The organism is Bacillus sp. FSL W8-0629 (genome assembly GCF_038593225.1).
GTDB classification, from domain to species: domain Bacteria; phylum Bacillota; class Bacilli; order Bacillales; family Bacillaceae; genus Bacillus; species Bacillus altitudinis.
The window spans coordinates 2,323,279-2,346,697 of record NZ_CP151975.1 but is presented as its reverse complement, the minus strand read 5'-3'; the positions used below and the strand labels follow the sequence as shown (position 1 = coordinate 2,346,697).

Annotated in this window: 27 protein-coding genes and 1 pseudogene; 20 read left to right on the top strand and 8 right to left on the bottom strand. The window is 41.1% G+C overall.

The features are described from left to right. Positions 1-32: 32 nt before the first annotated feature. From NSQ17_RS12100 to sigK, 4 genes and pseudogenes are all read right to left on the bottom strand, one after another. Positions 33-734: a FadR/GntR family transcriptional regulator gene (locus NSQ17_RS12100; protein ID WP_178930350.1), complete on the bottom strand. Its 702-nt coding sequence runs from the start codon at positions 732-734 to the stop codon at positions 33-35. A gap of 230 nt (positions 735-964) precedes the next feature. Then, positions 965-1,117: pseudogene (locus NSQ17_RS12095) on the bottom strand (RNA polymerase subunit sigma-70); the annotation flags it as partial. 27 nt (positions 1,118-1,144) lie between these two features. After that, the gene (locus NSQ17_RS12090) at positions 1,145-1,804 is read right to left on the bottom strand and encodes a hypothetical protein (protein WP_058336616.1); all 660 of its coding nucleotides are present in this window, start codon (positions 1,802-1,804) and stop codon (positions 1,145-1,147) included. A gap of 490 nt (positions 1,805-2,294) precedes the next feature. Next, positions 2,295-3,023 carry an RNA polymerase sporulation sigma factor SigK gene (gene sigK / locus NSQ17_RS12085; RefSeq protein WP_072368109.1) on the bottom strand — a complete coding sequence of 243 codons (729 nt, stop codon included), beginning with the start codon at positions 3,021-3,023 and terminating at the stop codon, positions 2,295-2,297. Positions 3,024-3,254: 231 nt separating this feature from the next. On the opposite strand from sigK, the gene NSQ17_RS12080 reads away from it, so the two are divergent. The 4 genes from NSQ17_RS12080 (at position 3,255) to NSQ17_RS12065 (ending at position 6,311) form a co-directional block, all read left to right on the top strand. Then, positions 3,255-4,376: a tetratricopeptide repeat protein gene (locus tag NSQ17_RS12080; protein ID WP_024718801.1), complete on the top strand. Its 1,122-nt coding sequence runs from the start codon at positions 3,255-3,257 to the stop codon at positions 4,374-4,376. Positions 4,377-4,542: 166 nt separating this feature from the next. After that, a complete protein-coding gene (locus NSQ17_RS12075; protein ID WP_024718802.1) occupies positions 4,543-5,283 on the top strand; it encodes a polysaccharide deacetylase family protein in 741 nt (246 codons plus the stop codon). A gap of 71 nt (positions 5,284-5,354) precedes the next feature. Further along, positions 5,355-6,083 carry a GDSL-type esterase/lipase family protein gene (locus NSQ17_RS12070; protein ID WP_024718803.1) on the top strand — a complete coding sequence of 243 codons (729 nt, stop codon included), beginning with the start codon at positions 5,355-5,357 and terminating at the stop codon, positions 6,081-6,083. Between the two features lie 78 nt (positions 6,084-6,161). Continuing rightward, positions 6,162-6,311: a hypothetical protein gene (locus tag NSQ17_RS12065; protein WP_003217499.1), complete on the top strand. Its 150-nt coding sequence runs from the start codon at positions 6,162-6,164 to the stop codon at positions 6,309-6,311. A gap of 136 nt (positions 6,312-6,447) precedes the next feature. On the opposite strand, the gene NSQ17_RS12060 is transcribed toward NSQ17_RS12065, so the two are convergent. Beyond that, positions 6,448-6,588, bottom strand: coding sequence for a sporulation histidine kinase inhibitor Sda (locus NSQ17_RS12060; RefSeq protein ID WP_003217327.1), 141 nt, complete (start codon positions 6,586-6,588; stop codon positions 6,448-6,450). A gap of 362 nt (positions 6,589-6,950) precedes the next feature. On the opposite strand from NSQ17_RS12060, the gene NSQ17_RS12055 reads away from it, so the two are divergent. From NSQ17_RS12055 to NSQ17_RS12020, 8 genes are read left to right on the top strand one after another with little or no spacing between them, the layout of a single operon-like run. Continuing rightward, positions 6,951-7,472, top strand: a complete 522-nt coding sequence (locus tag NSQ17_RS12055; protein ID WP_008356191.1) for a YqeG family HAD IIIA-type phosphatase — start codon at positions 6,951-6,953, stop codon at positions 7,470-7,472. 2 nt (positions 7,473-7,474) lie between these two features. Further along, complete coding sequence (gene yqeH, locus NSQ17_RS12050; RefSeq protein ID WP_007501357.1) at positions 7,475-8,575, top strand: ribosome biogenesis GTPase YqeH; 1,101 nt, start codon at positions 7,475-7,477, stop codon at positions 8,573-8,575. A gap of 21 nt (positions 8,576-8,596) precedes the next feature. Beyond that, entirely contained in the window at positions 8,597-9,439 is an 843-nt protein-coding gene (aroE, locus tag NSQ17_RS12045; protein ID WP_039167211.1) for a shikimate dehydrogenase, read from the top strand. Beyond that, positions 9,433-9,723: a ribosome assembly RNA-binding protein YhbY gene (gene yhbY, locus NSQ17_RS12040; protein ID WP_008342507.1), complete on the top strand. Its 291-nt coding sequence runs from the start codon at positions 9,433-9,435 to the stop codon at positions 9,721-9,723. Before aroE ends, yhbY begins: the two co-directional genes overlap by 7 nt. Before the next feature lie 13 nt (positions 9,724-9,736). Further along, a complete protein-coding gene (locus NSQ17_RS12035) occupies positions 9,737-10,306 on the top strand; it encodes a nicotinate-nucleotide adenylyltransferase (RefSeq protein ID WP_058336621.1) in 570 nt (189 codons plus the stop codon). Beyond that, a complete protein-coding gene (yqeK, locus tag NSQ17_RS12030; protein ID WP_058336622.1) occupies positions 10,296-10,859 on the top strand; it encodes a bis(5'-nucleosyl)-tetraphosphatase (symmetrical) YqeK in 564 nt (187 codons plus the stop codon). The genes NSQ17_RS12035 and yqeK overlap by 11 nt, the downstream gene beginning before the upstream one ends. Positions 10,860-10,871: 12 nt before the next feature. After that, a complete protein-coding gene (rsfS, locus tag NSQ17_RS12025) occupies positions 10,872-11,228 on the top strand; it encodes a ribosome silencing factor (RefSeq protein WP_008342502.1) in 357 nt (118 codons plus the stop codon). After that, a complete protein-coding gene (locus NSQ17_RS12020; RefSeq protein ID WP_144668045.1) occupies positions 11,225-11,968 on the top strand; it encodes a class I SAM-dependent methyltransferase in 744 nt (247 codons plus the stop codon). The genes rsfS and NSQ17_RS12020 overlap by 4 nt, the downstream gene beginning before the upstream one ends. Positions 11,969-12,016: 48 nt before the next feature. Here the strand turns inward: NSQ17_RS12020 and comER are convergent, their stop codons facing one another. Continuing rightward, on the bottom strand, positions 12,017-12,865 hold the full coding sequence (comER, locus tag NSQ17_RS12015; RefSeq protein ID WP_008342498.1) for a late competence protein ComER: 849 nt from the start codon (positions 12,863-12,865) through the stop codon (positions 12,017-12,019). 90 nt (positions 12,866-12,955) lie between these two features. Here comER and NSQ17_RS12010 point away from each other — a divergent pair, with 90 nt between their 5' ends. The 3 genes from NSQ17_RS12010 to NSQ17_RS12000 all read left to right on the top strand — a co-directional run bounded on the left by NSQ17_RS12010 (position 12,956) and on the right by NSQ17_RS12000 (position 16,540). Beyond that, positions 12,956-13,585 (top strand): ComEA family DNA-binding protein, encoded by a 630-nt coding sequence (locus tag NSQ17_RS12010; protein ID WP_326242667.1) that lies wholly within the window; start codon positions 12,956-12,958, stop codon positions 13,583-13,585. Between the two features lie 65 nt (positions 13,586-13,650). Further along, positions 13,651-14,220, top strand: coding sequence for a ComE operon protein 2 (locus NSQ17_RS12005; RefSeq protein ID WP_058336626.1), 570 nt, complete (start codon positions 13,651-13,653; stop codon positions 14,218-14,220). Next, entirely contained in the window at positions 14,213-16,540 is a 2,328-nt protein-coding gene (locus tag NSQ17_RS12000; protein ID WP_342468102.1) for a DNA internalization-related competence protein ComEC/Rec2, read from the top strand. The genes NSQ17_RS12005 and NSQ17_RS12000 overlap by 8 nt, the downstream gene beginning before the upstream one ends. 39 nt (positions 16,541-16,579) lie before the next feature. Here the strand turns inward: NSQ17_RS12000 and NSQ17_RS11995 are convergent, their stop codons facing one another. After that, complete coding sequence (locus NSQ17_RS11995) at positions 16,580-16,714, bottom strand: YqzM family protein (RefSeq protein ID WP_008342491.1); 135 nt, start codon at positions 16,712-16,714, stop codon at positions 16,580-16,582. Positions 16,715-16,952: 238 nt separating this feature from the next. On the opposite strand from NSQ17_RS11995, the gene holA reads away from it, so the two are divergent. Further along, a complete protein-coding gene (gene holA / locus NSQ17_RS11990) occupies positions 16,953-17,972 on the top strand; it encodes a DNA polymerase III subunit delta (protein ID WP_039167230.1) in 1,020 nt (339 codons plus the stop codon). A gap of 135 nt (positions 17,973-18,107) precedes the next feature. Here holA and rpsT read toward each other — a convergent pair whose 3' ends face one another. Continuing rightward, a complete protein-coding gene (gene rpsT / locus NSQ17_RS11985; RefSeq protein WP_008342485.1) occupies positions 18,108-18,374 on the bottom strand; it encodes a 30S ribosomal protein S20 in 267 nt (88 codons plus the stop codon). A 198-nt stretch (positions 18,375-18,572) separates the two neighbouring features. Here rpsT and gpr point away from each other — a divergent pair, with 198 nt between their 5' ends. The 4 genes from gpr to lepA all read left to right on the top strand — a co-directional run bounded on the left by gpr (position 18,573) and on the right by lepA (position 23,313). Beyond that, entirely contained in the window at positions 18,573-19,688 is a 1,116-nt protein-coding gene (gene gpr / locus NSQ17_RS11980; RefSeq protein ID WP_326241883.1) for a GPR endopeptidase, read from the top strand. A 66-nt stretch (positions 19,689-19,754) separates the two neighbouring features. Beyond that, positions 19,755-20,963, top strand: coding sequence for a stage II sporulation protein P (locus NSQ17_RS11975; RefSeq protein ID WP_007501337.1), 1,209 nt, complete (start codon positions 19,755-19,757; stop codon positions 20,961-20,963). Between the two features lie 13 nt (positions 20,964-20,976). Next, entirely contained in the window at positions 20,977-21,309 is a 333-nt protein-coding gene (locus NSQ17_RS11970) for a YqxA family protein (protein ID WP_017358024.1), read from the top strand. A 165-nt stretch (positions 21,310-21,474) separates the two neighbouring features. Continuing rightward, entirely contained in the window at positions 21,475-23,313 is a 1,839-nt protein-coding gene (lepA, locus tag NSQ17_RS11965) for a translation elongation factor 4 (protein ID WP_008342476.1), read from the top strand. The last annotated feature ends 106 nt before the right edge of the window (positions 23,314-23,419 follow it).

Below are 23,419 nucleotides of genomic sequence, written 5' to 3'. Positions count from 1 at the left end.
GTTGTATGCGTCTTATTTGGAAGTGGAAGATCCTAGCTTTTCCAATATCGATCATATAGGTTTTGCATGTGGGCAGTCATACGTTTCACAGCTTCTGCTGCGTTCCGTTCTTCGAGTGCTTCTATAATCAGTTTATGCTCCTGAAAGTTGACCTCACGATAGTCAGAACGGGTAACGGTTCGATCACGTATAAACCTCCACATTTCCTGCTGCTTCATAGCGTTCGTAATGGAAGACATAAAGGTAATGAATAAATCATTATGTGACGCTTTTGCAATTCCCATATGTAGCTGCTCGTCAGTTGCCGGGACGTATACACCTGAATGTGTTTCTTCTTCCATTTTTTTAATGGTTTGTTTCAGTTCTAAAATATCTTCGTCAGTCGCTCTCAAAGCAGCAAAATGAATAATTAAAGGCTCGATATGCATTCTAGCTTCCACGATATCCTCAGGTGATGCCGATGTCATAGAGATGGACCCTTCATTGTGTATGGTCGTACTCTTAACGAAAACACCTTCTCCTTGACGTGAATAAATAATACCATTCATTTCTAGTGCACTGAGGGCTTGTCTAACAGGTGCGCGGCTGACACCAAATTGTTCGCATAATTCCCTTTCTGAAGGAAGTTTATCTCCTATTTGAAAAGAGCCTAACTGTATTTCAGAAAGGATCTGATTATAAATTTGTATGTATAATTTTTTATTGGAAACAGGATTGAATGTAATAGAAATCACCCCTCTTTATTTGTCATACAAGTATATTAATTATATACTTTTCAGATTTGAAGGGCAAAAAAATATACTGAAACCATTTTTAAAATTAAAAGATAATTCATAAATGGTAAGAGCCTAAACAAATAAAAACAGACCTTATAAGGCCTGTTCTGTTGCAAAATGTTTTCTATTAAAATTCCCTGCTCATTTCGCCTTCTCTTTCTTTAACTTCAAACCGGACCGGTCATGTAGAGCTGAATGGTATCAGTCACATCTTCATTTTCAGATGTTAAGAAGGCAATTAATGAAATTTCGTTGCCTTCTTTATCCTGACCGATGGGGTCATGCAGAGAGACGTCTTTTTTTGTTTTTTTAAGTGCGCGTAAATGCATGAGGATTTCATTATTAAAGTCAAAAGGGGGGTGCAGAATTTAAAAATCGAATTTCACTTTTGCCCCATCATGCAATAATTCAGGTTCGTCATTTAGAAATACATCTCCTAAGTGAAGTGTGATTGAGCTCAAATCTGAAACATCATCTACAAGTAAAGGAACTACAACCATACCTTCATTTTCGACTTTACCATAAAAAGAACCAACACCTTTATCCGTATACAAATTAGACTCATTGACTTCAATTTGTTTTTTTGTATTAGTGGTAATAACTTTAACACCAGAAAACAAAACATCTTTATCGGAAGTGTTTTCAGTCGTGTAAGTAATTTGTATTCTATGATATTTATCTTTTTCATATTGATTATCAGAAAGAAGCTCTTTATCGTCTTCACCTAAATTACTGTATTCAAAAACTTTAACATCTTGTATTTTCATCTTAATAGGACTTAAATCTATTTCTTTTTGTTTGTCGTTTATCTTTTTCAAAGTCAGTGTAGAACCATTTTTATCTTTCTTCCACTCCCCAATCTTTGATAAGCGTCCTGACGTTGGTTTATTCTCTTTTTGTGCTGATTCTTTTGAAGCCTCTTTGCTCGTTTCTTCTTTTTTTGCTGGATCAGTTGAACTGTTAGTGTTACCGCAAGCAGTTAGAACTGCCATAAAGCATAAGAATAAAATTAGTTTAGCTTTTTTCATTAGTCTGCACCCTTCTATATACACATTTTAGTAATACAGGAAACATTATAATATAAAAAATATTAAATTGATGATTTTCGACAAAATAAGACAAAATAATTCATGACTTATAGCATGGGTTTAAAGTCACGAAACGTTCGGTGGTGAATTCGTATGTAACATTAAAAAGTGCTGATATTTCATTTGTGAAATTATTATAAGTCTGAATAGCTATTATTTTTCTAAACATAAAAGTTGAAATACAAAACTTATATGCAAACCGTTTGTCCTTCATTTTCCACAATTCTCTAAACAGTGGGGTGTAATCAGTTGATTTCCTTCATGTCTAAGTGCATGACCCAAAATTCATCACCAAAATCTTGCCATTGTTCTTGAGGGCTAAGGCGGCAGCTATTATCAAAAGAAATGCAGCGAGACAGTAGCTTAGTGCCGAAATAAAAAACAGACCTAATAAGGTCTGTTTTTGTTAGAAGTTAGGGGAAGTTCATTTTCACTTCCCCTTCTCCCGTTTCCGCTTCTCCTTCTCTGCCCGGTAAAACTCATGAAACATCTTCATCAGCGCTCGCTTCTCAATCCGGGACACATAGCTCCGCGATATTCCGAGCTCCTTGGCTATTTCCCGCTGCGTTTTCTCTTTCTTTAAGTCCAAACCGAACCGGCCGACGATCACTTCTTTTTCCCGGCCGTCGAGAATGTCGATATATTCTTTTACTTTTTCAAGCTCCATGTTGAGCTGAATGGTATCAATCACGTCCTCATTTTCTGATTTTAAGACGTCAATTAATGAAATTTCGTTGCCTTCTTTATCCTGACCGATGGGGTCATGCAGAGAGACGTCTTTTTTTGTTTTTTTGAGTGCGCGTAAATGCATGAGGATTTCGTTCTCAATACACCGCGCCGCATATGTTGCCAGCTTTGTTCCTTTTCCAGAGGAATAGCTTTCGATGGCTTTAATGAGTCCGATCGTCCCGATGGAGATGAGGTCTTCAGCGTCTTCCCCGGTATTTTCAAATTTCTTGACAATATGGGCGACGAGCCGAAGGTTATGTTCAATCAGCATGTTTCTTGCGTGTTCATCGCCCTGAGCCATGAGGGCTAAGTATTTTTTCTCATCATCTCCCGAAAGGGGTTGTGGAAAGGCATTGTTTTTGACATAGGACACTAAAAACACCAATTCTTTGACCATCAATCCCATCGCTGTAAATACTCCTGTCACGATTTTCACCTCCACCATGTTTAGGCCGCTGCCTATATCCTCAAATGTATGTGAAGGAAGGATTGTCTGTGTCTGTACGATGAAAAAATCATCTTATTTGAAAGAAACGTGCTTCTGTGCGTATGTTTGTGCTGCCCCTCTCATATGTTTGCGGTTTCTTTGCGGTGCTTGGCGGTCTAGAAGCGTGCTAAAATATGTAATATTAGACCGAAAAGGAAGGGGTTTTTTCGGAACATGGGGAAGGTTCTTTCTTCACATGTCGGTATGAAAATTAATGAATGGTATCGAATGATACGGCAGTTCAGTGTTCCAGATGCGGAAATCTTGAAAGCGGAAGTAGAAGCGGAAATTGAACGTATGGAAGAGGACCAGCATTTACTGATTTATTATCAGCTCATGTGTTTTCGGCACCAAATTATGCTCGACTATATACACCCTTCAAAATATCAACCTTTCTCAGTATCTAACCTTGTCGATAAAATCGAAAATTCCAATCATGAGTTATCTGATATGCTGCATTATTACCATGCATTTTTTCGTGGCATGCATGAGTTTAGTCAAAAAGAATATTTGGAGGCCGTCAAATATTATCGCATGGCAGAAAAACAGCTGTCTATGGTATTTGATGATATTGAGCAGGCCGAGTTTCATTTTAAAGTAGCAGAAGCCTACTATATAATGAAACAAACGCATGTCTCCATGCACCATATTTTAAAAGCGCTTGAAATATACGATCAGCATGATGCATATTCCATTCGCATTATTCAGTGCCTCTTTGTCATCTCGGGAAATTATCAAGATTTAAAACGTAAAGATCGAGCACTGCCTCACTTGAAAAAGGCGAAACAACTCGCATCCGAAATTGATCACCCACGCATCTATAGCTCAGCACTCTATAATTTAGGGAAATGTTACGGGGAGTTAGGTTATCGAGAAGAAGCAGAACGATATTTAACCGAATCGGCTGACCTCGCCAAAAAAGAACTGCTTCCCACGCTGCCTCATACACTTTATACACTGGCCAAGCTGCTTTTTAGACAAAATGAGCAGATTGAAGCAAGGCGCATATTAGAGGATGGGAAATTGGCCGCAAAGAAGCATGAAGACCAGCTGTTCTGTCATATGTTTGAGTATCTGGATGCTTTATATGTTCAGGAAATCAATGAAGAACAACTGCAAAAAACCATTGATTATTTGGAAAAACTTAGCCTATACTCTTATATAGAGGATATCTCACTAGAAATTGCGACAGCCTTAGAAGCCTCTCAACAATACCAGAAGTCCAACCAGTATTATCAAAAATTGCTATGGGCTCAAAATCAAATCCAAGAAGGAGAGTGTCTGTATGAATTCTAAGCAACGTTCGACAGTTGAAGAGAGAAACCAAACGTGAGACAAAAAGCGGGCCTGATGGGCCGGCTTTTTTTATGTGAAAAAGAAGAGTAGACGATCACGAAACTTGAATGAATTCATCAGAAAGCGGGCAATTTAATGTGTAATGATGTTCTGTGGAGGCGGTCTGATGAAAGGGTTGCATATCTTGTTATGTATATTGGTAATATGCGCTTTTGTTCCTGGTAACATAGAGGCGCGTACATTAAAAAGAATCGACCTAGAAAAAACGGGACGAGCCTTTTGGGACATGAGAGAGGAACGGAAAAAGATTGCGTTAACCTTTGATGATGGGCCTCATCCGGTATACACAAATCAAATACTAGACGTACTGAGAGAGCATGAAGTGAATGCCAGCTTTTTTGTCATCGGAAGCCGTATTCATGCATATCCCCTGCTCGCAGAGCGGATTGTGAGCGAAGGAAATGAGCTTGGCAATCACACGATGAACCATACGTATTTTGACCTTTTGTCATCGAAAGAAATCAAGCAAGAATTAAAAGAATCAGCGGCTCATATCGCTTCTCTCCAGCCTGGCGGACCCTTATTATTTCGTCCCCCGGGCGGGCGCTTGACGATGAAGTCATTCCGCATTCTTTCTAAGCAAGGATACGATGTCGTGATGTGGTCCTTTACGCAAGATCCGAAGGACTGGTCTAGGCCAGGTGCACACAAAATTGCCAGCCGTATTATTGAGAATATTCAGGGCGGTGATATCATCCTTTTACATGATGGCGGAGGAAATCGTAAGCAGACAGTAGAAGCGCTGAAACAAGTCGTACCTGAACTAAAGAAAAGGGGCTATGAGTTTGTGAAAGTGAGCGAACTGGTGCACCATAACAGAGATTATCTGCCGGTTCAATTACAATAAGAAACAGTCATTCATTGAAACCAAAAGTCTTGTCGTTTACTATATGAAGAGGGCTTTTGGAGGTGAATGTTGTGAAGAAATTTGTTTTCCTTTTCATCCTGTTATGTGTTGCTGCTGGGTGCTCAAAACCAGTGCAGGAAAGTGTGATTGCATTTGGTGACAGTAACACAAGAGGATCGAACTGGGATTTTCGAGATTATCCCACATCTGAAAAATGGGTGAATCTCATGAAAAACGTCGAGCGCGGCCAAATCAAGGTACAGAATGCCGGGATTGGCGGGCAGACAACAGAAGATGCGAAACTTCGCTTTGAGCAGGATATTTTAAAACAAAAACCAACTTACGTCCTCATCATGTTCGGAACAAATGATGCGGCGATTCTAGACGGGAAACATCCCCGTGTGACCAAAAATCGATTTAAAGAAAACTTATCCTACTTCATTTCTGAAAGTAGGAAAGAGGGAATTACCCCGATCCTCATGACGTGCGTGCCTGTGGTGGAAGGAGGCAAAAAGGGCTTGTATTATTATTCTAGATATAAGTCATCTTATTTTGCTGAGAGAGGCGGGGCGAGAGCTTGGCAAAACTCATACAATGACATCACAAGACAAGTAGCTGAAAAACAGCAAGTGCCGCTTGTCGACAATTGGAAAGCGTTCATCCGAGAAGCGGGTGAAGATAGTGACAGCGCCTTGATTCAGTCTGGCCTCATTGACCCTTCTGGCAATCATATGACACCAAAAGGGGCAAGAATCATTTATAACGAAATTAAAGAGCGTGATGTCATTAAACATTTTTAAATGCAGGCCATCTGCCTAAACAAGACGATCCATCCAGCATAGTCTAACAGTATATCTTCTTAGAAGGAGGTAACTGATATGTGGGGATGTCCTTATCCTTACCCTGCGTGTTCACCTTATCCAGCTCAAGGAGCAGGAATCGGTTACGCTTTTCTTGTTGTGTTCCTTGTCGTCATTTTGGTCGTAGGTGGAGGGTTATGGTTTTGGAATGAACAGCCTTGCAAATAAGACACCTCTTCTTTGATCAGAAGGGGTGTTTTTTACGGAAAATAGTAGTAAGCCTATAGCGCAAGTGATATAATATCAGTCACCTGAGTTTAAAAAAGGAGAGTGCTCGGGAGGCATGGTTCCTGGATATATGGAATTAAGAGGAAACAGAGAGCATATGCCCGAGCGAACGTCTTTTCATTTCTGTCTCAATTAATTCAATGAAGTCGCGATTTAAGTTCATTTCATTTGCTTTATAATACGATTCTATAAGTAAATCATCTGACAGCTTTTTCATACTAGAAACCCATATGATGGGAAAAACACCTCCCCTGAAAAAGTTGGCATAAAACTCGAGGAAAAGACATATCATCATAGGTTGATCGAATGTCTTTGAAGTACCTTTAATCTACCATGAATGGGAAACAAGAACAATCGTTCTGTTATCCACATGGTTAAGTGGATAACTTGTGGGTAGAGTGTTTATAATTGAATGAAAGCGTGATGAAATATAGGTGGATAATGTGTGTAAAATTATCCACACCTGTTGAAGGTCCTCATCATATGTCGAAAACTTTTTCATTGTATTCGATAGACAGACAAATTGTGATTTGATTCGACACAATCGCTGAAAAACCAATGGAAGAAAGGGTGCAAATTGTGCTAAAGAAGTATTTCTTACCGGATGAATTTGTGAAAAGTATTTTCCACATTTCGCCGCAAAAACTAAAAGAACGAAATGTAAAAGGAATTATTACGGATTTAGATAACACACTAGTAGAATGGGATCGTCCAAGTGCGACCCCGCGTTTAATTGAATGGTTTCAAGAGATGAAAGATCACGGGATACAGGTGACGATTGTATCGAACAATAATGAAAAAAGGGTCAAGCTTTTTTCTGAGCCGGTTCATATCCCGTTTATTTATAAAGCGAGAAAACCGATGGGAAGAGCCTTTAATAAGGCCGTCGCTGATATGCAATTGAAGAAAGAAGATGTGGTTGTCATTGGCGATCAGCTTATGACAGATGTGCTTGGCGGAAACAGGCATGGCTTCCATACCATTTTGGTTGTACCTGTTGCGGCATCGGACGGATTTTTCACGAAGTTTAACAGGCAGATTGAACGTAGAATTTTAGGAGCCTTAAAGCGTAAGGGCCACATTCAGTGGGAGGAAGAGTAATAATGGAAAAGGTTGTTTGTATTGGCTGCGGTGTAGCCATTCAGACGGAAGATAAAGATCAATTAGGATATGCGCCGGCAGCATCTCTATTGAAAGAAGATGTGATCTGTCAGCGCTGTTTTAGGTTAAAGAACTACAATGAAATTCAGGATGTATCTTTAACAGAAGACGACTTTTTAAATATTTTACACAGCATTGGCGAGACTGATTCTCTGATCGTCAAGGTCGTTGATATTTTTGACTTTAACGGAAGCTGGATTAATGGACTGAGCCGTATTGTTGGTGGTAATCCCATTTTACTTGTCGGCAACAAGGTAGATATTTTACCGAAATCCGTGAAAAAAGACCGTCTCGTTCAATGGATGAAGCGGGAAGCAAAAGAAAATGGGCTCAATCCGATTGATGTGTTTTTAATCAGTGCGAGCAGAGGACAAGGTGTGCCTGAGGTTATGGAGGCCATTGATCATTACCGTGAGGGCAGAAATGTCTATGTTGTCGGCTGTACAAATGTTGGGAAATCAACATTTATTAACCGCATTATCAAAGAGGTGTCTGGAGAAGAGAATGTGATCACCACATCCCAATACCCAGGGACAACACTTGATGCGATTGAAATTCCGCTTGATGACGGGTCTGCTTTATTCGATACACCGGGGATCATCAACCGCCATCAAATGGCGCACTATGTCGGCAAAAATGACTTAAAGATTTTAACGCCGAAAAAAGAATTGAAACCGAGAACGTTCCAGTTAAATGAAGCTCAAACGCTTTACTTTGGCGGACTGGCTCGATTTGATTATGTAAAAGGCGGCAGAACATCCTTTGTTTGCTATATGCCAAATGAACTCAACATTCATAGAACGAAGATGGAGAATGCAGATGACTTATATGAAAAGCATGCAGGTGAACTGCTTTCACCGCCATCAAAAGAGGGAATGGAAGATTTCCCGCCGCTCGTTCCGCACACTTTCACCATCGATCAGCCAAAAATGGACATTGTCTTTTCAGGATTAGGCTGGGTGACTGCGAATGATGCTGGGAAACAAATCAAAGTGTATGCGCCAAAAGGCGTGCACGTGTTTATGAGACGTTCGTTAATTTAAATGTTCAGAGGGGGAGAGACTTTGAAACCTTTATACGGAGTAATCGGTAACCCTGTTGGCCATTCAATGTCTCCAGATATTCATAATGCAGCATTAAAGGATGCTGGAATTGATGGACATTATCATGGCTTTCAAGTAGAAGAAAACGACCTGAAAGATGCCATTAGCGGTATGAAAGCCTTAGGAATCAGCGGCTTTAACGTCACTGTTCCGCACAAGGTAGACATCATGCAGTACCTTGACAAAATTGATGTGACAGCTGAACGTCTGCGTGCCGTCAATACAGTTCGCCTCGAAAATGGTCAACTCGTTGGGTACAATACAGATGGAGAGGGTTTTCTTCATTCATTGCTTGAAGCGTTGGATCAGCCGTTATCAGAGCTGTCATTTCTCCTGCTTGGTGCTGGTGGAGCAGCAAGAGCGATTTACACGACGATTGCTGAGTATGCACCGAAACAATTTGATATCGCCAACCGCACCATTGAAAAAGCTGAGGCTTTAATTGAAAGTGCCGATGGGAAAATCACATCTCGTGCCATTGCATTAAATACAGCAGAAGAGGGGCTTGGGGAATATGATGTCATCATCCATACGACCTCAATTGGTATGTATCCGAATGTTGAAGAAACCCCAATTTCTTTAGCGAACGCAAAAAAAACAGCGGTCGTTTGTGATATTGTGTATAATCCAATAGAAACAAAGCTGCTAAGCGAAGCAGCCGGGTTAGGTTTGAAAACAGTCGATGGCGTCGGCATGTTTGTTGGTCAGGCGGTAAGAGCCTTTGAACTATGGACGGGCATTACACCTGACGCCCGAAAAATGAAGTCAATTGTCATAGAGAAATTAGGAGGAACACCATGTTAAAAGGTAAGCAAAAACGTTTTTTACGTGCGCAAGCACATCATTTATCACCTATTTTTCAAGTTGGAAAAGGCGGGGTAAATGACAATATGGTCAAGCAAATTTCCGAGGCGCTTGAAGCAAGAGAACTTTTGAAAGTCAGCGTATTGCAAAACTGCGACGAGGACAAAACAGAGGTTGCAAAAGCACTTGTAAAAGGTGCAAAAGCTGAACTCGTTCAAACGATCGGAAATGTGATTGTCCTTTATAAGGAATCAAAGGAAAATAAACAAATTAAGCTGCCGTAAAGGTGGATATGATATGAAAAAAATAGGATTGTTCGGTGGTACGTTTGATCCCCCGCATAATGGGCATTTGCTGATGGCAAGTGAGGTGCGTTTCCAAGTAGGGCTTGATGAAATTTGGTTTATCCCAAATCACAAGCCCCCTCATAAAACGGGCCGAAAACGAGCAGAGAGTCATCACCGCGTAAAAATGGTGGAAAAAGCGATTCAGACAAATCCTCATTTTCGAGTTGAGCTTATTGAAATGGAGCGGGAGGGCCCATCTTATACAGTAGATACGGTTGAGCTGTTAAAGAAGCGCCATCCTGAAGATGAGTTCTTTTTTATGATTGGAGCGGACATGGTCGAGTATTTGCCGAAATGGCACAGAATCGATGATTTGCTTCAGATGATCACCTTTATTGGGATGAAAAGACCAGGTTATGAAGGAAGTACGGCGTATCCTCTTTTGTTTGCAGATGTTCCGGCTTTTGATGTATCATCGACATTGATTAGGCAGCGAATGAAGCAGGGGCAACCTGTTGATTATTTGATTCCGAAAGCGGTTGAGTGTTATATAAAGGAGCATCATTTATATGAATCGTGAAGAAGCTTTAAACTGTGTCAAACAGCAGTTAACAGAGCATAGATATACACATACAATTGGGGTAATGGAGACGGCCATTTCATTAGCTGAACGTTTTGGTGCAGATGTGAAAAAAGCAGAGGTCGCGGCTATTTTCCACGATTATGCTAAATTTAGACCGAAAGAAGAAATGAAGGGCATCATCCAGCAAGAACAGATGAACCCTCTATTGCTTAAATATTCATCTGAGCTTTGGCATGCCCCAGTTGGTGCCTATTTGGTCAAAAAAGAAGTTGGAATTGACGACCAAGATATTTTAACAGCCATTGAATTCCATACATCCGGCAGACCGAACATGACATTGCTTGAAAAAGTGATTTATGTCGCCGACTATATAGAGCCAGGACGCCATTTTCCTGGTGTAGAGGAAGTAAGAGAGTTAGCAGAGCAGGATTTGGACCTTGCCTTGATTCAATCTTTAAAAAACACCGTCAGCTTTTTAATGAAAAAGAATCAGCCAGTTTTCCCAGATACACTTGCTACTTATAACTCACTTGTGCAAAAGAACAACTAAGGAGGAATTTTGATGGATGCATCATCAATTTTAAACATCGCAGCAGGAGCGTGCGATGATAAACGGGCAGAGGACATTATTGCCCTGAATATGCAAGGGATCTCACTTGTTGCAGATTATTTTCTCATTTGTCACGGGAATTCTGACAAACAAGTACAGGCCATTGCAAGAGAAGTGAAACACCTTGCAGAAGAAGGCGGCATCGAAGTTAAAAAGATGGAGGGCTTTGACGAAGCAAGATGGGTCTTGATTGATTTAGGAGATGTCATTGCTCATGTGTTCCACAAAGAGGAAAGAGGATACTATAACTTAGAGAAGCTTTGGGGAGATGCGCCGAGAGAAACGCTTTCGCTTGGCATTAACTCATGATTTATCAAGGGTTTGCAGGTGTGTATGATGAGCTCATGACACATGCCCCTTATGATGAATGGGTTCAGTGGATACAGCGGTATATCAAGCCGAATAGTGCGATTATCGATGTAGGTTGTGGAACTGGAGAGATCTCTCTTCGGTTAGCTGCAAAAGGTCACATGGTCACAGGAATTGACCTAAGTGAAGAGATGCTGGCATTTGCGCAGCAAAAAGCACAGGCTCATAAGCAGTCTATTCAATTTTTACATCAAGATATGAGAGAGCTTGAGGGGTTTGAACAAACTTTTCAAGCAGCGGTTATTTGCTGTGATTCTTTGAATTATCTAAAAAACGAAAATGACGTCAAAAAAACCTTTAAAAACATGTTTCAGCTTTTAGAGACAGGTGGGGTTTTACTGTTTGATGTTCATACCCCTTATAAAATGGAAGAGGTATTTCCTGGCTCTACTTATGCCGATCAAGATGAAGAAATCAGCTACATTTGGCAGAGTGATAAAGGGGATGACCCATATTCGGTTATTCATGATTTAAGCTTTTTTGTAAAAGACGGAGACGTGTATGAGCGTTATGATGAAACGCACGAACAACGTACATTTCCTTTTGAAACTTATGCAGCGTTCCTTGAGTCCGCTGGCTTTGAACAGATTGAAGTGACCGCTGATTTTACAAATGAAGCACCTCAGGAATGTGCAGAAAGATATTTTATTTCAGCGAAGAAACCAAAAACCATCGTTTAATGGACGATGGTTTTTTTAAAACCCTTTTTTCGCTTGTTGCGAACATGTTTAATTTCTGAGATCATCAGTAAACACACTCGGTGGGTATTGATGCGCAACCGCTTCTACATCCTCATCGAACTTGTCATGAGTGTTCTGAAAAAGCTGATGGAACATATCTTGAACACCTGCTTCAAGTGCTTTAATGCCCTCGCCGGTGACGCCGCCTTTTACACACACCTTCTCTTGCAGTGTAGGCAGGGTATACACCCTTTTTTCAATCAAACGGCCAAGTCCTACAAGCATATCTTCTGATAAGGTGGTGGCTTCTTCTTTTGAAATATCCGTTTCTTCAACAGCGGCTTCAATCATTTTCTGAACAAGAAAGCTAATAAAGGCAGGACCGCAGCTGACAATATCTGAGGCTGCCCGTGTGATTGAATGATGAATTTCTATTGGTGTTGAAATGCGGGAAGCGAGTTGTCTGAGCGCTGCTTTTGTCGTGACATTGCATGATGAACCAAATGTTAAAAGTGATGCGCCTGATAATGCGCGGTTGGTGATGCTTGGGATCAGTCTGGCTGTTTGACAAGGAACAATGTCTTGAAGCTGTTCAGGATGAACCGGACTTGTAATGATGACAATGGTTTGCTGTTCTTTTAAAAGTGGGCTCAGCTCTTTTAAAAGCGGATAAATATCAAGTGGTTTGACACAAACAAAGATGAAATCTTTATCTGTTACAGCTCCTGAAAGCTGTTTCGTCACTTCGACCTCTGGGTGATTCTTTTTTATATTGAACGCTTTTTCGATGGTCCGATTTGTAATGGTGATGGATGAGGGATTGACTGCTTTTGATTCAATAAATGCCTCAGTAAGTATGGTACCCATGTTTCCTGTACCGATTAACCCTATATTCAAACGTTCTCCCTCCTTAGACGCATAGGATCTGTTATCTTCTAAACAGTATGTGAAGCAGCGTGAAAATATGATTGAAAGAAGCGTGAACAAGTGAAGCAGCTCAATTCGTTGAAAAAATACCGTCTTTATCTGATAGCGGGAATCATCATCCTTATCATCATCTGTTTCTGCTTTTTAGTAGGAAAAGAGAAAGGCAGCGCCGAGCCAAGTGTATTGAAAGAACAACATGAAACGCGGGTCACATTAGAAGAAAAACAAGAGAGTGCAGAAAAAGAGCCAACATCCATCGTAGTAGAGGTCAAAGGAGCTGTACGGAAGCCGGGCGTTTATGCATTTATGGCTGAGGACAGAGTTGAAGAAGCGATTAAAAGAGCAGGTGGTTTTACGAGCAAGGCAGATACAGTTGACATCAATCAAGCAGCAAAATTAGAGGACAGTATGATGATTTATGTACGAAAGAAGGGGGAAGGTGACAAGCAGGGACAAACAGCAGCGGTTGATACGCCGCCCGGAAATGAACAGAGTCAAGGGGTGAATGTCAATCAAGCTGATGCAGCGGAATTGCAGACCATTAACGGAATAGGCCCAGCCAAAGCGGAAGCCATCATTGCGTATAGAGAAGAACATGGAGAATTTCAGCAAATTGAAGATTTGCGGAATATTTCGGGTTTTGGAGAGAAGACCATTGAACGGCTGAAAAATCAACTGACGGTTAAGTAGAATTGACGGTATAGAAGAAAGGCATGTACACTTAATACCATACATCATTCTGGAGGGATCAGCTCGTGGAGAGAATTTCATGGAATCAATATTTTATGGCTCAAAGCCATTTGCTTGCTTTGCGAAGCACCTGTGAGCGGCTAGCTGTTGGGGCAACGATTGTAAGAGACAAGCGCATCATTGCAGGTGGATATAATGGATCCATTGCCGGCGACGTACATTGTGCAGATGTAGGATGCTATGTGATAGATCATCACTGCGTTCGTACAATCCATGCGGAGATGAACGCTATTTTACAATGTGCCAAATTTGGTGCACCAACGGCTGATGCTGAAATATATGTGACGCATTTTCCTTGCTTGCAGTGCTGTAAAGCGATTATTCAAGCAGGTATTCGAACAGTGTATTATGCGAAGGATTATAAAAATCACCCATATGCTGTTGATTTATTTGAACAGGCCGGAGTTCAAACAGAACAGGTTGAACTAGATGAGATGATTATTGACTTAAAAAACCAAGAAAAATTAGCCTTTGTTGCGGATTTAATAGGCAAACTAAGTGAATCAGGATGTAGCGAAACAGAAATTCGTCAAATGCATGAAAAGGCGAATCAATTATTTACTTCCTATGTTTAAGTATTTGCCGTTCGGGGCGATTTCAGCAGCTGTTGGAATTGCTCTGGCCGCATATCATCTTCATTTGTATTTTCTCCTTTTTCTTCTTGTATGTCTTCTTTTCAGTCTGCTGAAAAAAACACCCCAGCTCTTTCTAATGGTCAGTTTGTGTGGAATGATCTATATGCTCATTTTTATGGTGCATCAGTCTTTTGAAACGGATCATCCTGTACAAGAAAAAGCATTTTCTGATTCGGTTGTGATTGAAACGATTCCGAAAATAGATGGCAATCGCTTTTCAGCGACTGTTTCATCAGAGAATCGTCGACTAGCGGCATTTTATACGATTCAAACGGAGCGTGAAAAAGAAGCGCTAAAAGATGTTGGGCCAGGTATGAGCTGTCATATGACAGGTGAGATGCGGTTGCCCAAACATGCAACCATACCGAATGGCTTTCAATATGATCAATTTCTAAAAACAAAAGGCATTGATGCTATTTTCCTAACGCAGTCTATGAAAAGCTGCACGAAACATGACAGCCCTTCACATTACCTTTCATCTATTAGGCAGAAGGGGTTGAAATTTCTAGAAGATCACGTTCCGAAGAGTTCTGTTGGGATTGTGCAGGCACTTATTTTTGGCGATCGTGATTTAATAGACCCTGATACATTAAGAGATTATCAAATGCTTGGCATCATTCATTTATTAGCCATTTCAGGACTTCATGTTCAAACATTGCTCGCTTGTCTATTTTGGTGTCTACTCCGCGCTGGCGTGACAAGAGAGACAGCGCGTATTCTTTTATTATCCTTTTTGCCGGTTTATGCTTGTTTAACAGGTGCTGCACCGTCTGTGTTAAGAGCCTGTCTCATGGCTGGAATTTATTTAGTCATCACAAGCCTGCCAAAAGAAATGAAACAGCCTTCTGCGGTCGTGTTAAGTGCAGCGTTCTTGCTTTTATTAGCCATTCAACCACTTTATATATTTGATGTCGGTTTTCAACTGTCATTTGTGGTGACCTTATTTATTTTGCTATCCACTAGTATTTTATCAAAAGCAAAAAGTTCGGTGATGCAGTTATTCCTCATTTCCTTGATTGCACAGCTTGCTTCGCTTCCTGTTCTTTTATATTATTTTCAACAATTTTCCTTGCTGAGTGTTCCTTTAAATATGATGTTTGTTCCTTTTTATACAATGGTTGTCATGCCTCTGTCCTTATTCTTTTTTCTTTTATCTATCATTTATCTTCCGCTTGGACAAACACTGTTTCAGCTGCTTGATTGGGTGATCCAGTTTAGTCATCAATTGTCTGCACATATGGCTGCTTACGATAGTCTTACTCTCATTTTTATGAAATCGACATGGTGGCATGTGCTCCTAGAGGTTTCCTCCATTGTTTTTCTATTCGTTGTGATGGAATGTAAAACTTCTATCAAATCTTATCTTGTGCCGATTTTGATTCTCGTTTGTGTGCTGGCTGTACACTATTTCACGCCGAATTTTCTTCAAAAAGGAGAGGTCACGATGTTAGATGTAGGACAAGGGGATAGTTTGTTTATTCAGCTACCTTATCGAACCGGGCATATATTAGTCGATACAGGAGGCAGACTTTCTTTTGAAGAAGAGCCATGGAAAAAAAGACGTAAAGTATCTACAATTGGGGATCAAACGCTTATTCCATTTCTGCATTCTAAAGGCATAGCAAAACTTGATGTCCTCATCCTTACCCATGCAGATCAAGATCATATGGGAGAAGCGATGCGGTTAATAAAGCGAAATAAAGTCAAGCGCCTTGCAATCCCAAAAGGCTTTGCTCGAAATCCAGAGGATGCGCAGCTCTTAAAGGAAGCGGCTGATCAAAGGATTCCTGTAGATGAGTTGGAAAGAGGGGATCAGCTGAGAATTGGAGGACAAAAATTTGACGTTCTGCATCCCGCACGTGACCAGGTGACGAGTAAAAATAATGATTCACTGGTCCTCACCTTTACGCTTGGCGGCAAGCGTTTTATGCTGACTGGGGATCTTGAACAAGAAGGGGAACGAGACATCATTCAAGCTTACCCCAAACTACGAGTGGATGTCATGAAGGTTGGACATCACGGGAGTAAAGGATCAACAAGTGAAGAATGGCTTCAGCATTTGAACCCGTCATATGCACTGATTTCAGCAGGTGAACGAAATCGGTATCACCATCCTCATCAAGAAGTTTTGAAAAAATTAAATGAGTATCAAACAAAGGTGTATCGTACAGATATCGATGGAAGTGTGACCTATGAATTTCTTGAAGAGGATGGAACATTTTACGCTCATCCTCCATATGATATCTTACAAAATCAATAAAAAAACTGCCAAAACGGCAGTCATCTTGCATTCATGTAGTTAAGATCCAACGAGGTGTATCACTGTTGCCAAAATAAACATTGAGGCGAAAAATCCGAATGTGACGATAAAACCAACAGCTGAGTCGGTCACATCATTCCGCTTGCTTTGAACATTCTTTTCAAATTCATTCATTTTCATCCCTCCTGGCTATTTTTAGTATACTTGAACTCATTTGGAATTGCTAGAAGGTAAAGTAACCGTTTTCCATTTTCATGATCATTTTGTGAATATCGTCTGACTGTAAGCTGACCCGGGAGCTTACGTGAGACGTTTACTATAAATGAGGAGGCGGCACTTTCAGCTTCCTCTTTACTAATGTCTCTACACGCTTTAGGATAGAGGAGGAAGTGAAAGAGAGGGATTTAAGCGAATGGTCTTTGAAGTATGGAACAATTTAAAAAAAGGGGATATCCATCCCGTTTATTGCTTATATGGAAAAGAAACGTATTTACTTCAAGAGACAGCTGCAAAATTGAGACAAGCTGTCGTCGACGAAGAAACAAAGGATTTTAATTACTCTGTCTTCGATATGGAAGAGGTGCCGCTTGAGCAGGCTGTGACGGACGCAGAAACATTTCCGTTTATGGGAGAGCGGCGTCTCGTTGTGATCAAAAACCCTTATTTCCTCACTGCAGAAAAGAAAAAAGAAAAGATCGAGCATCAGCTTTCTGTGTTAGAAGCTTATTTAGAAAAGCCAGCACCCTACACGATTCTCGTGTTATTAGCACCATATGAAAAACTGGACGAACGTAAGAAAATCACCAAATTGTTAAAAAAGAAAGCGGCTGTGGTTGAGGCGAAAGAGTTAAATCCGAAAGAAACAACAGATTTCACCATTACATTAGTGAAAACAGAAGGAAAAACAATCTCGGCTGAAGCAGCAGAACAGCTTGTCATGTTATGTGCCGGGAGCCTGTCCTCACTTTTTCAAGAGGTTCGAAAGCTAAGTACATATATTGGGCAGCGAGAGGAAATTGAGCTGGCGGATGTCAATCAGCTCGTTGCACGAAGTTTGGAGCAGAATATTTTCGAACTGATTAACCAAATCGTGAACAGGCGCCGGTCTGAAGCGATGCAAATGTTTTATGATCTCCTAAAGCAAAATGAGGAGCCCATTAAAATATTGGCACTCATTTCAAATCAATTTCGGTTGATATTGCAGACAAAGTACTTTGCTCAGCAGGGATACGGGCAAAAACAAATTGCGTCAAACTTGAAAGTCCACCCATTTCGGGTCAAACTCGCGATGGATCAGGCAAGACTGTTTTCAGAAGAAGAGCTAAAGTACATCGTCAAAGAGCTCTCCACGATTGATTATGAAATGAAAACGGGTAAAAAGGACAAGCAGCTATTATTAGAATTGTTCCTGCTTCGGTTATTAGGGGCTTGAACATAAAAAAAACGACCTTCTCAAAAGAGGGTCGTTTTTGTTTAGATGTATAATTGCCAGTCTGTCCTTATGGCTGAGCCGTTCAGGACGGACGTACAGTTAAACAGGTGCCTCATCACTGAGGCGTTGCAAACATTATGCAGAAAGTCCGTTTACTTGTTTCGCAAGTCTTGATTTGTAACGCGCAGCTGCGTTTTTGTGTACAAGACCAGTTTTAACGGCTTTGTCAATGCGTTTTGCAGCAGAAGAAAGAGCAGCTTTTGCTTGCTCAGCATCGTTGTTAGCTACAGAAACTTCAACTTGTTTAATCGCAGTACGCATCGCAGACTTGATTGTTGCGTTGTGTGCACGGCGTTCGTTATTCGTTTTTGTACGTTTGATCGCTGATTTAATATTTGGCATGTGTTTCACCTCCTAAGATACAACCTAAACACAATTGTCTTAAGGTTAAATCTTCACAATAGAACAAATTGTATTCTATCAAACACACCTTTAGAATGCAATATAAATGTAAAGTATTTTTCATTGATGAAGCGCTCGAATGTTTCTTGAAAGAGATGGAAAGACTACTGTTAATTACTTGATGGAAGGAGCCTTTTCATGAAGAAACAGAAACTCGATTTAAGCGCTTATCAAATCCGGACCGATTTGGCCGTTGAAACAAAAGAGATACTAGAACAAGAGAACGATCCGAATGTGGTCAAAAAGGACGGTATTCAAGGAATTGTTGAGAAGGAGAAGGAAGAGCACGGCATCCGCATCCGCACTGTGGAGATTACGACAGAAGGAGAAGAGTTGACCGGAAAAAAGGCAGGGACATACTTGACGCTTGAGGCGCAAGGAATTCGGGAGAAAGACTCTGAGATGCAAGAAAAAGTGGTTGAAGTTTTTGCCCATCATTTTGCTCAGTTTTTAAAAGATCACGGCATTCAGGCAGATGCGAGCTGTCTTGTCGTAGGACTCGGAAACTGGAATGTCACGCCGGATGCATTAGGGCCGCTCACAGTTGAGAATTTGCTGGTGACACGCCATTTATTTGAATTACAGCCTGAGAATGTGCAGGAAGGCTATCGCCCAGTGTCTTCATTATCGCCTGGAGTCATGGGACTGACTGGTATAGAAACAAGTGACATTATACAAGGTGTCATTGAACGATCTAAACCAGATTTTGTGATCGCCATCGATGCACTAGCTGCACGTGCAGTAGAACGGGTGAATACAACGATTCAAATTTCTGATACAGGTATACATCCAGGATCGGGTGTCGGAAATAAACGAAAAGAATTAAGCAAAGAGACCTTGGGGATTCCAGTCATTGCCATTGGTGTACCGACAGTGGTCGATGCAGTGACGATCGCAAGTGACACGATTGATTACGTGTTAAAGCATTTTGGTAGAGAACTGAAAGATGATAGACCTTCCCGATCTTTAGTACCAGCGGGTCTGACATTTGGGAAGAAAAAAGTGCTGAATGAAGAAGATTTGCCAGATGATGAAATGCGTCAATCCTTTTTAGGAATCGTTGGAACGCTTCCTGAAGAAGAAAAAAGACAGTTGATCCATGAAGTGCTTGCACCGCTTGGACAAAATCTAATGGTCACACCGAAGGAAGTGGATACATTCATTGATGACATGGCGAACGTACTCGCCAATGGGTTAAATACAGCACTTCATCAAAAAATCTCTCAAGACAACATGGGTTCCTATAATCATTAATCAGTTCTACTTTCTCTAGCTCGCTCATAGTGTAATTACTAGAAAGCGTGCTGGAGGGAGTAAATCATGAAAAAAAGACCTCGCCGTCCTCGACAGTTGGTCGTTGCGATTAATGGAACAAAAGTAGTGAAGAGTATTTTTTTATTTATTGTCTCTCTGGTGGTTGTGTTTGTCATGTCAGGGGCTTTGACGTCTTTAAAACCTGAGCTTAGGCCTCAAGCATCATTATATGGTGTGGCAGATGAGCTGTCAGGGGCATTCTTTGCAACTCTAATGGGGATGGAAAATCAATATTTTGCCTCAGCAGTCCCTGAAGATCAAAAAGGATTTCATTTCTCTGGGCTGTCACTCAAACTTGCCACAAGTATCAATTTAGAAGACCCCCGCAGTTTTCTAGGAAGAGAGCTGCCAGGCTTTGAACATTTTGATACAAAAATCATCCTAGCAGGTGAAGGTACAGACTATACGAATATGCCAATGGAATCGCCGCCTCCAAGTGAAGTCATCAAAGATGAAAAAGAAGCAAATCTAGCTGAGCTGGACAAGCTTGATGAAGATGAACCGAAAACGCCTGCAAAAGAGCCGGACCAGTCGACAGGAAAACGAAAAGCTGTGTACATTTATCACACACATAATACGGAATCATATTTACCATTTTTAAAAGGAGAAACAAACCCAAACAATGCGCGCCACTCAAAAGTGAACGTCACCCTTGTCGGGGAGATGTTTGGTAAAGCGCTCGATCAGCAAGGAATCGGCAACACAGTGGATAAAACAGAAATTGAAAAAAGACTGCTGAAAAAAGGGTTGAAGTACCCACAATCGTATAATGAATCCAGATTGGTTGTAAAAGAAGCTCTCGCTAAAAATGATGACCTAGATTACTTAATCGATATTCACCGGGATTCAAGAAGAAAGAAAGATACGACAGTAGAAATCAAAGGCAAGAAATATGCGAGAATCGCGTTTGTTGTAGGGAAGAAGAATCAAAGCTATGAGAAAAACTTAAAGCTGGCGACAGAGTTCCACCATTTGATGGAGAAAAAATATAAAGGACTAAGTGTCGGTGTGTTTGCCAAAGGAGAAATTGGTGATAATGGAATCTATAATCAAGATTTATCTGACAAAGCCCTCCTATTAGAATTTGGCGGTGTGGATAATAATATGGAAGAACTGAAAAACGCATCCAATGCAGCAGCTGATGTGTTCAGTGAAATTTTCTGGGACGCAGAAAAGGTAGACGGCAAAGCAAAGGATGAGAAAAAACGGTCTTAAGGTGGTGGAGGACATGGGCTCATTTATCGGAAAAACCATTATTTTATCGCTCGTATTGCTATTCGGTGTCTTTTTAGGAATGCAGCAAGCCAATAATGGCATGTTGCAAATGAAAGGGTATCATGATCCGCAATTAAAAGGGGCCTTCACTGTCCAAACGAATGATGATCAAGAAAAAGAAGCTTCTATCCTCGGAACAGCTGTCACACAAAAAGACTTAGCAGAAAAACAAAAGCAGCTAGAAGAAATGGAGAGCTTTAATGCCTTCTCTAAGGCTGGAAAAGCATTATCAGATGGTATGACGCATGCAGCCCGTACACTTTATGATTGGGTGAATGGTAAATAAACTGTAGTAAGCATCATGTTGGATGTTATTTCATAAGATATCACACCTTTTCGTGAAAGCCGCTAACCGATGAGCGGCTTTTCTTGATTTCGATTGAATCTTTACAGCCCTATTGATATAATCTAACCTAGCGCAACCCGCGTTTTATAGTAGGAGTGATAGATTGTGACAGATAAAGAAAAACGATTAGAACGGCAATCAAGAATTCGAAATTTCTCCATTATCGCCCATATTGACCATGGGAAATCCACATTGGCTGACCGTATTTTGGAAAAAACAGCGGCGATTACGCAACGAGAAATGAAAGAACAATTACTTGATTCCATGGACTTAGAGCGTGAACGCGGCATTACGATCAAATTAAACTCTGTCCAGCTGAAATATCAGGCGAAGGATGGAGAAGAATATATTATGCACCTGATTGATACACCAGGGCATGTCGACTTCACCTATGAGGTATCTCGAAGCCTAGCTGCCTGTGAAGGTGCAATTCTTGTGGTGGATGCAGCACAAGGCATTGAAGCACAGACACTTGCGAACGTTTATTTAGCTCTTGATAACAACTTAGAAATCCTGCCGATCATTAACAAAATTGATCTGCCGAGTGCAGAACCTGAACGTGTAAGACAAGAAATTGAAGATGTCATCGGGTTGGATGCATCTGAAGCTGTTCTTACCTCTGCTAAGGCGGGCATCGGGATCGAGGATATTTTAGAACAAATCGTCGAAAAGGTGCCGGCACCAGCTGGAGATCCAGAAGCACCACTTCAAGCCCTCATTTTTGATTCTCTCTACGATGCGTATCGTGGCGTCATTGCTTACATACGAATTGTCGAAGGAACCGTCAAACCGGGTCAAAAAATCAAGATGATGGCGACAGGCAAAGAATTTGAAGTGCTTGAAGTCGGCGTATTTACACCGAAAGCAATGCCAACAGACGAACTCACTGTTGGAGATGTTGGCTATTTAACAGCTGCTATTAAAAATGTTGGCGATACACGTGTAGGGGATACGATCACAAGTGCGGTAAACCCTGCGAAAGAAGCTCTACCTGGATATAGAAAGCTGAACCCAATGGTGTACTGCGGCCTTTATCCAATTGACACAGCGAAATATAACGATTTGCGTGAAGCGTTAGAAAAGCTTGAATTAAACGATTCTTCACTTCAATATGAGGCAGAGACATCCCAAGCACTGGGCTTCGGTTTCCGCTGCGGCTTCCTTGGCATGCTTCATATGGAAATCATCCAAGAACGGATTGAACGTGAATTTAAAATCGACCTTATTACGACAGCGCCAAGTGTTATTTACGATGTGTATATGACAGACGGAGAAAAAATCGTTGTAGATAACCCGTCCAATTTGCCTGATCCGCAAAAGATTGAGCGAATTGAAGAGCCATACGTGAAGGCAACAATGATGGTGCCAAATGATTATGTTGGTTCTGTGATGGAGCTTTGCCAAGGAAAGCGCGGCAATTTCATTGATATGCAATATCTTGATGCAAACCGCGTGAGCATTGTGTACGAAATTCCACTGGCAGAGATCGTATACGAATTCTTTGATCAATTAAAGTCCAATACAAAAGGGTATGCATCCTTTGATTACGAGCTGATCGGCTATCGCCCATCCACTCTAGTGAAAATGGATATCATGCTCAATGGCGAAAAAATCGATGCGCTTTCCTTTATTGTTCACCGCGATTATGCATATGAACGCGGAAAGATCATTGTAGAAAAGCTGAAAGAACTGATTCCGCGCCAGCACTTTGAAGTACCAGTTCAGGCAGCGATCGGTCAAAAGATTGTTGCTCGGTCTACCATTAAAGCAATGCGCAAGAACGTACTAGCGAAGTGTTATGGTGGAGATATTTCCCGGAAAAGAAAGCTTCTTGAGAAGCAAAAAGAAGGGAAAAAGCGCATGAAGCAAGTGGGTTCTGTAGAAGTCCCACAAGAAGCATTTATGGCTGTGCTGAAAATGGACGACAGCACACCGAAAAAATAACATCCTCAAGGCAACCTGCTTTACAATGCTCGCCTTGACGGTTTATAGTCGAAAACAAACGAAGAGGCCGCAGCGATAAACTGCGGCTCTTTACCTGTAAAGAAGG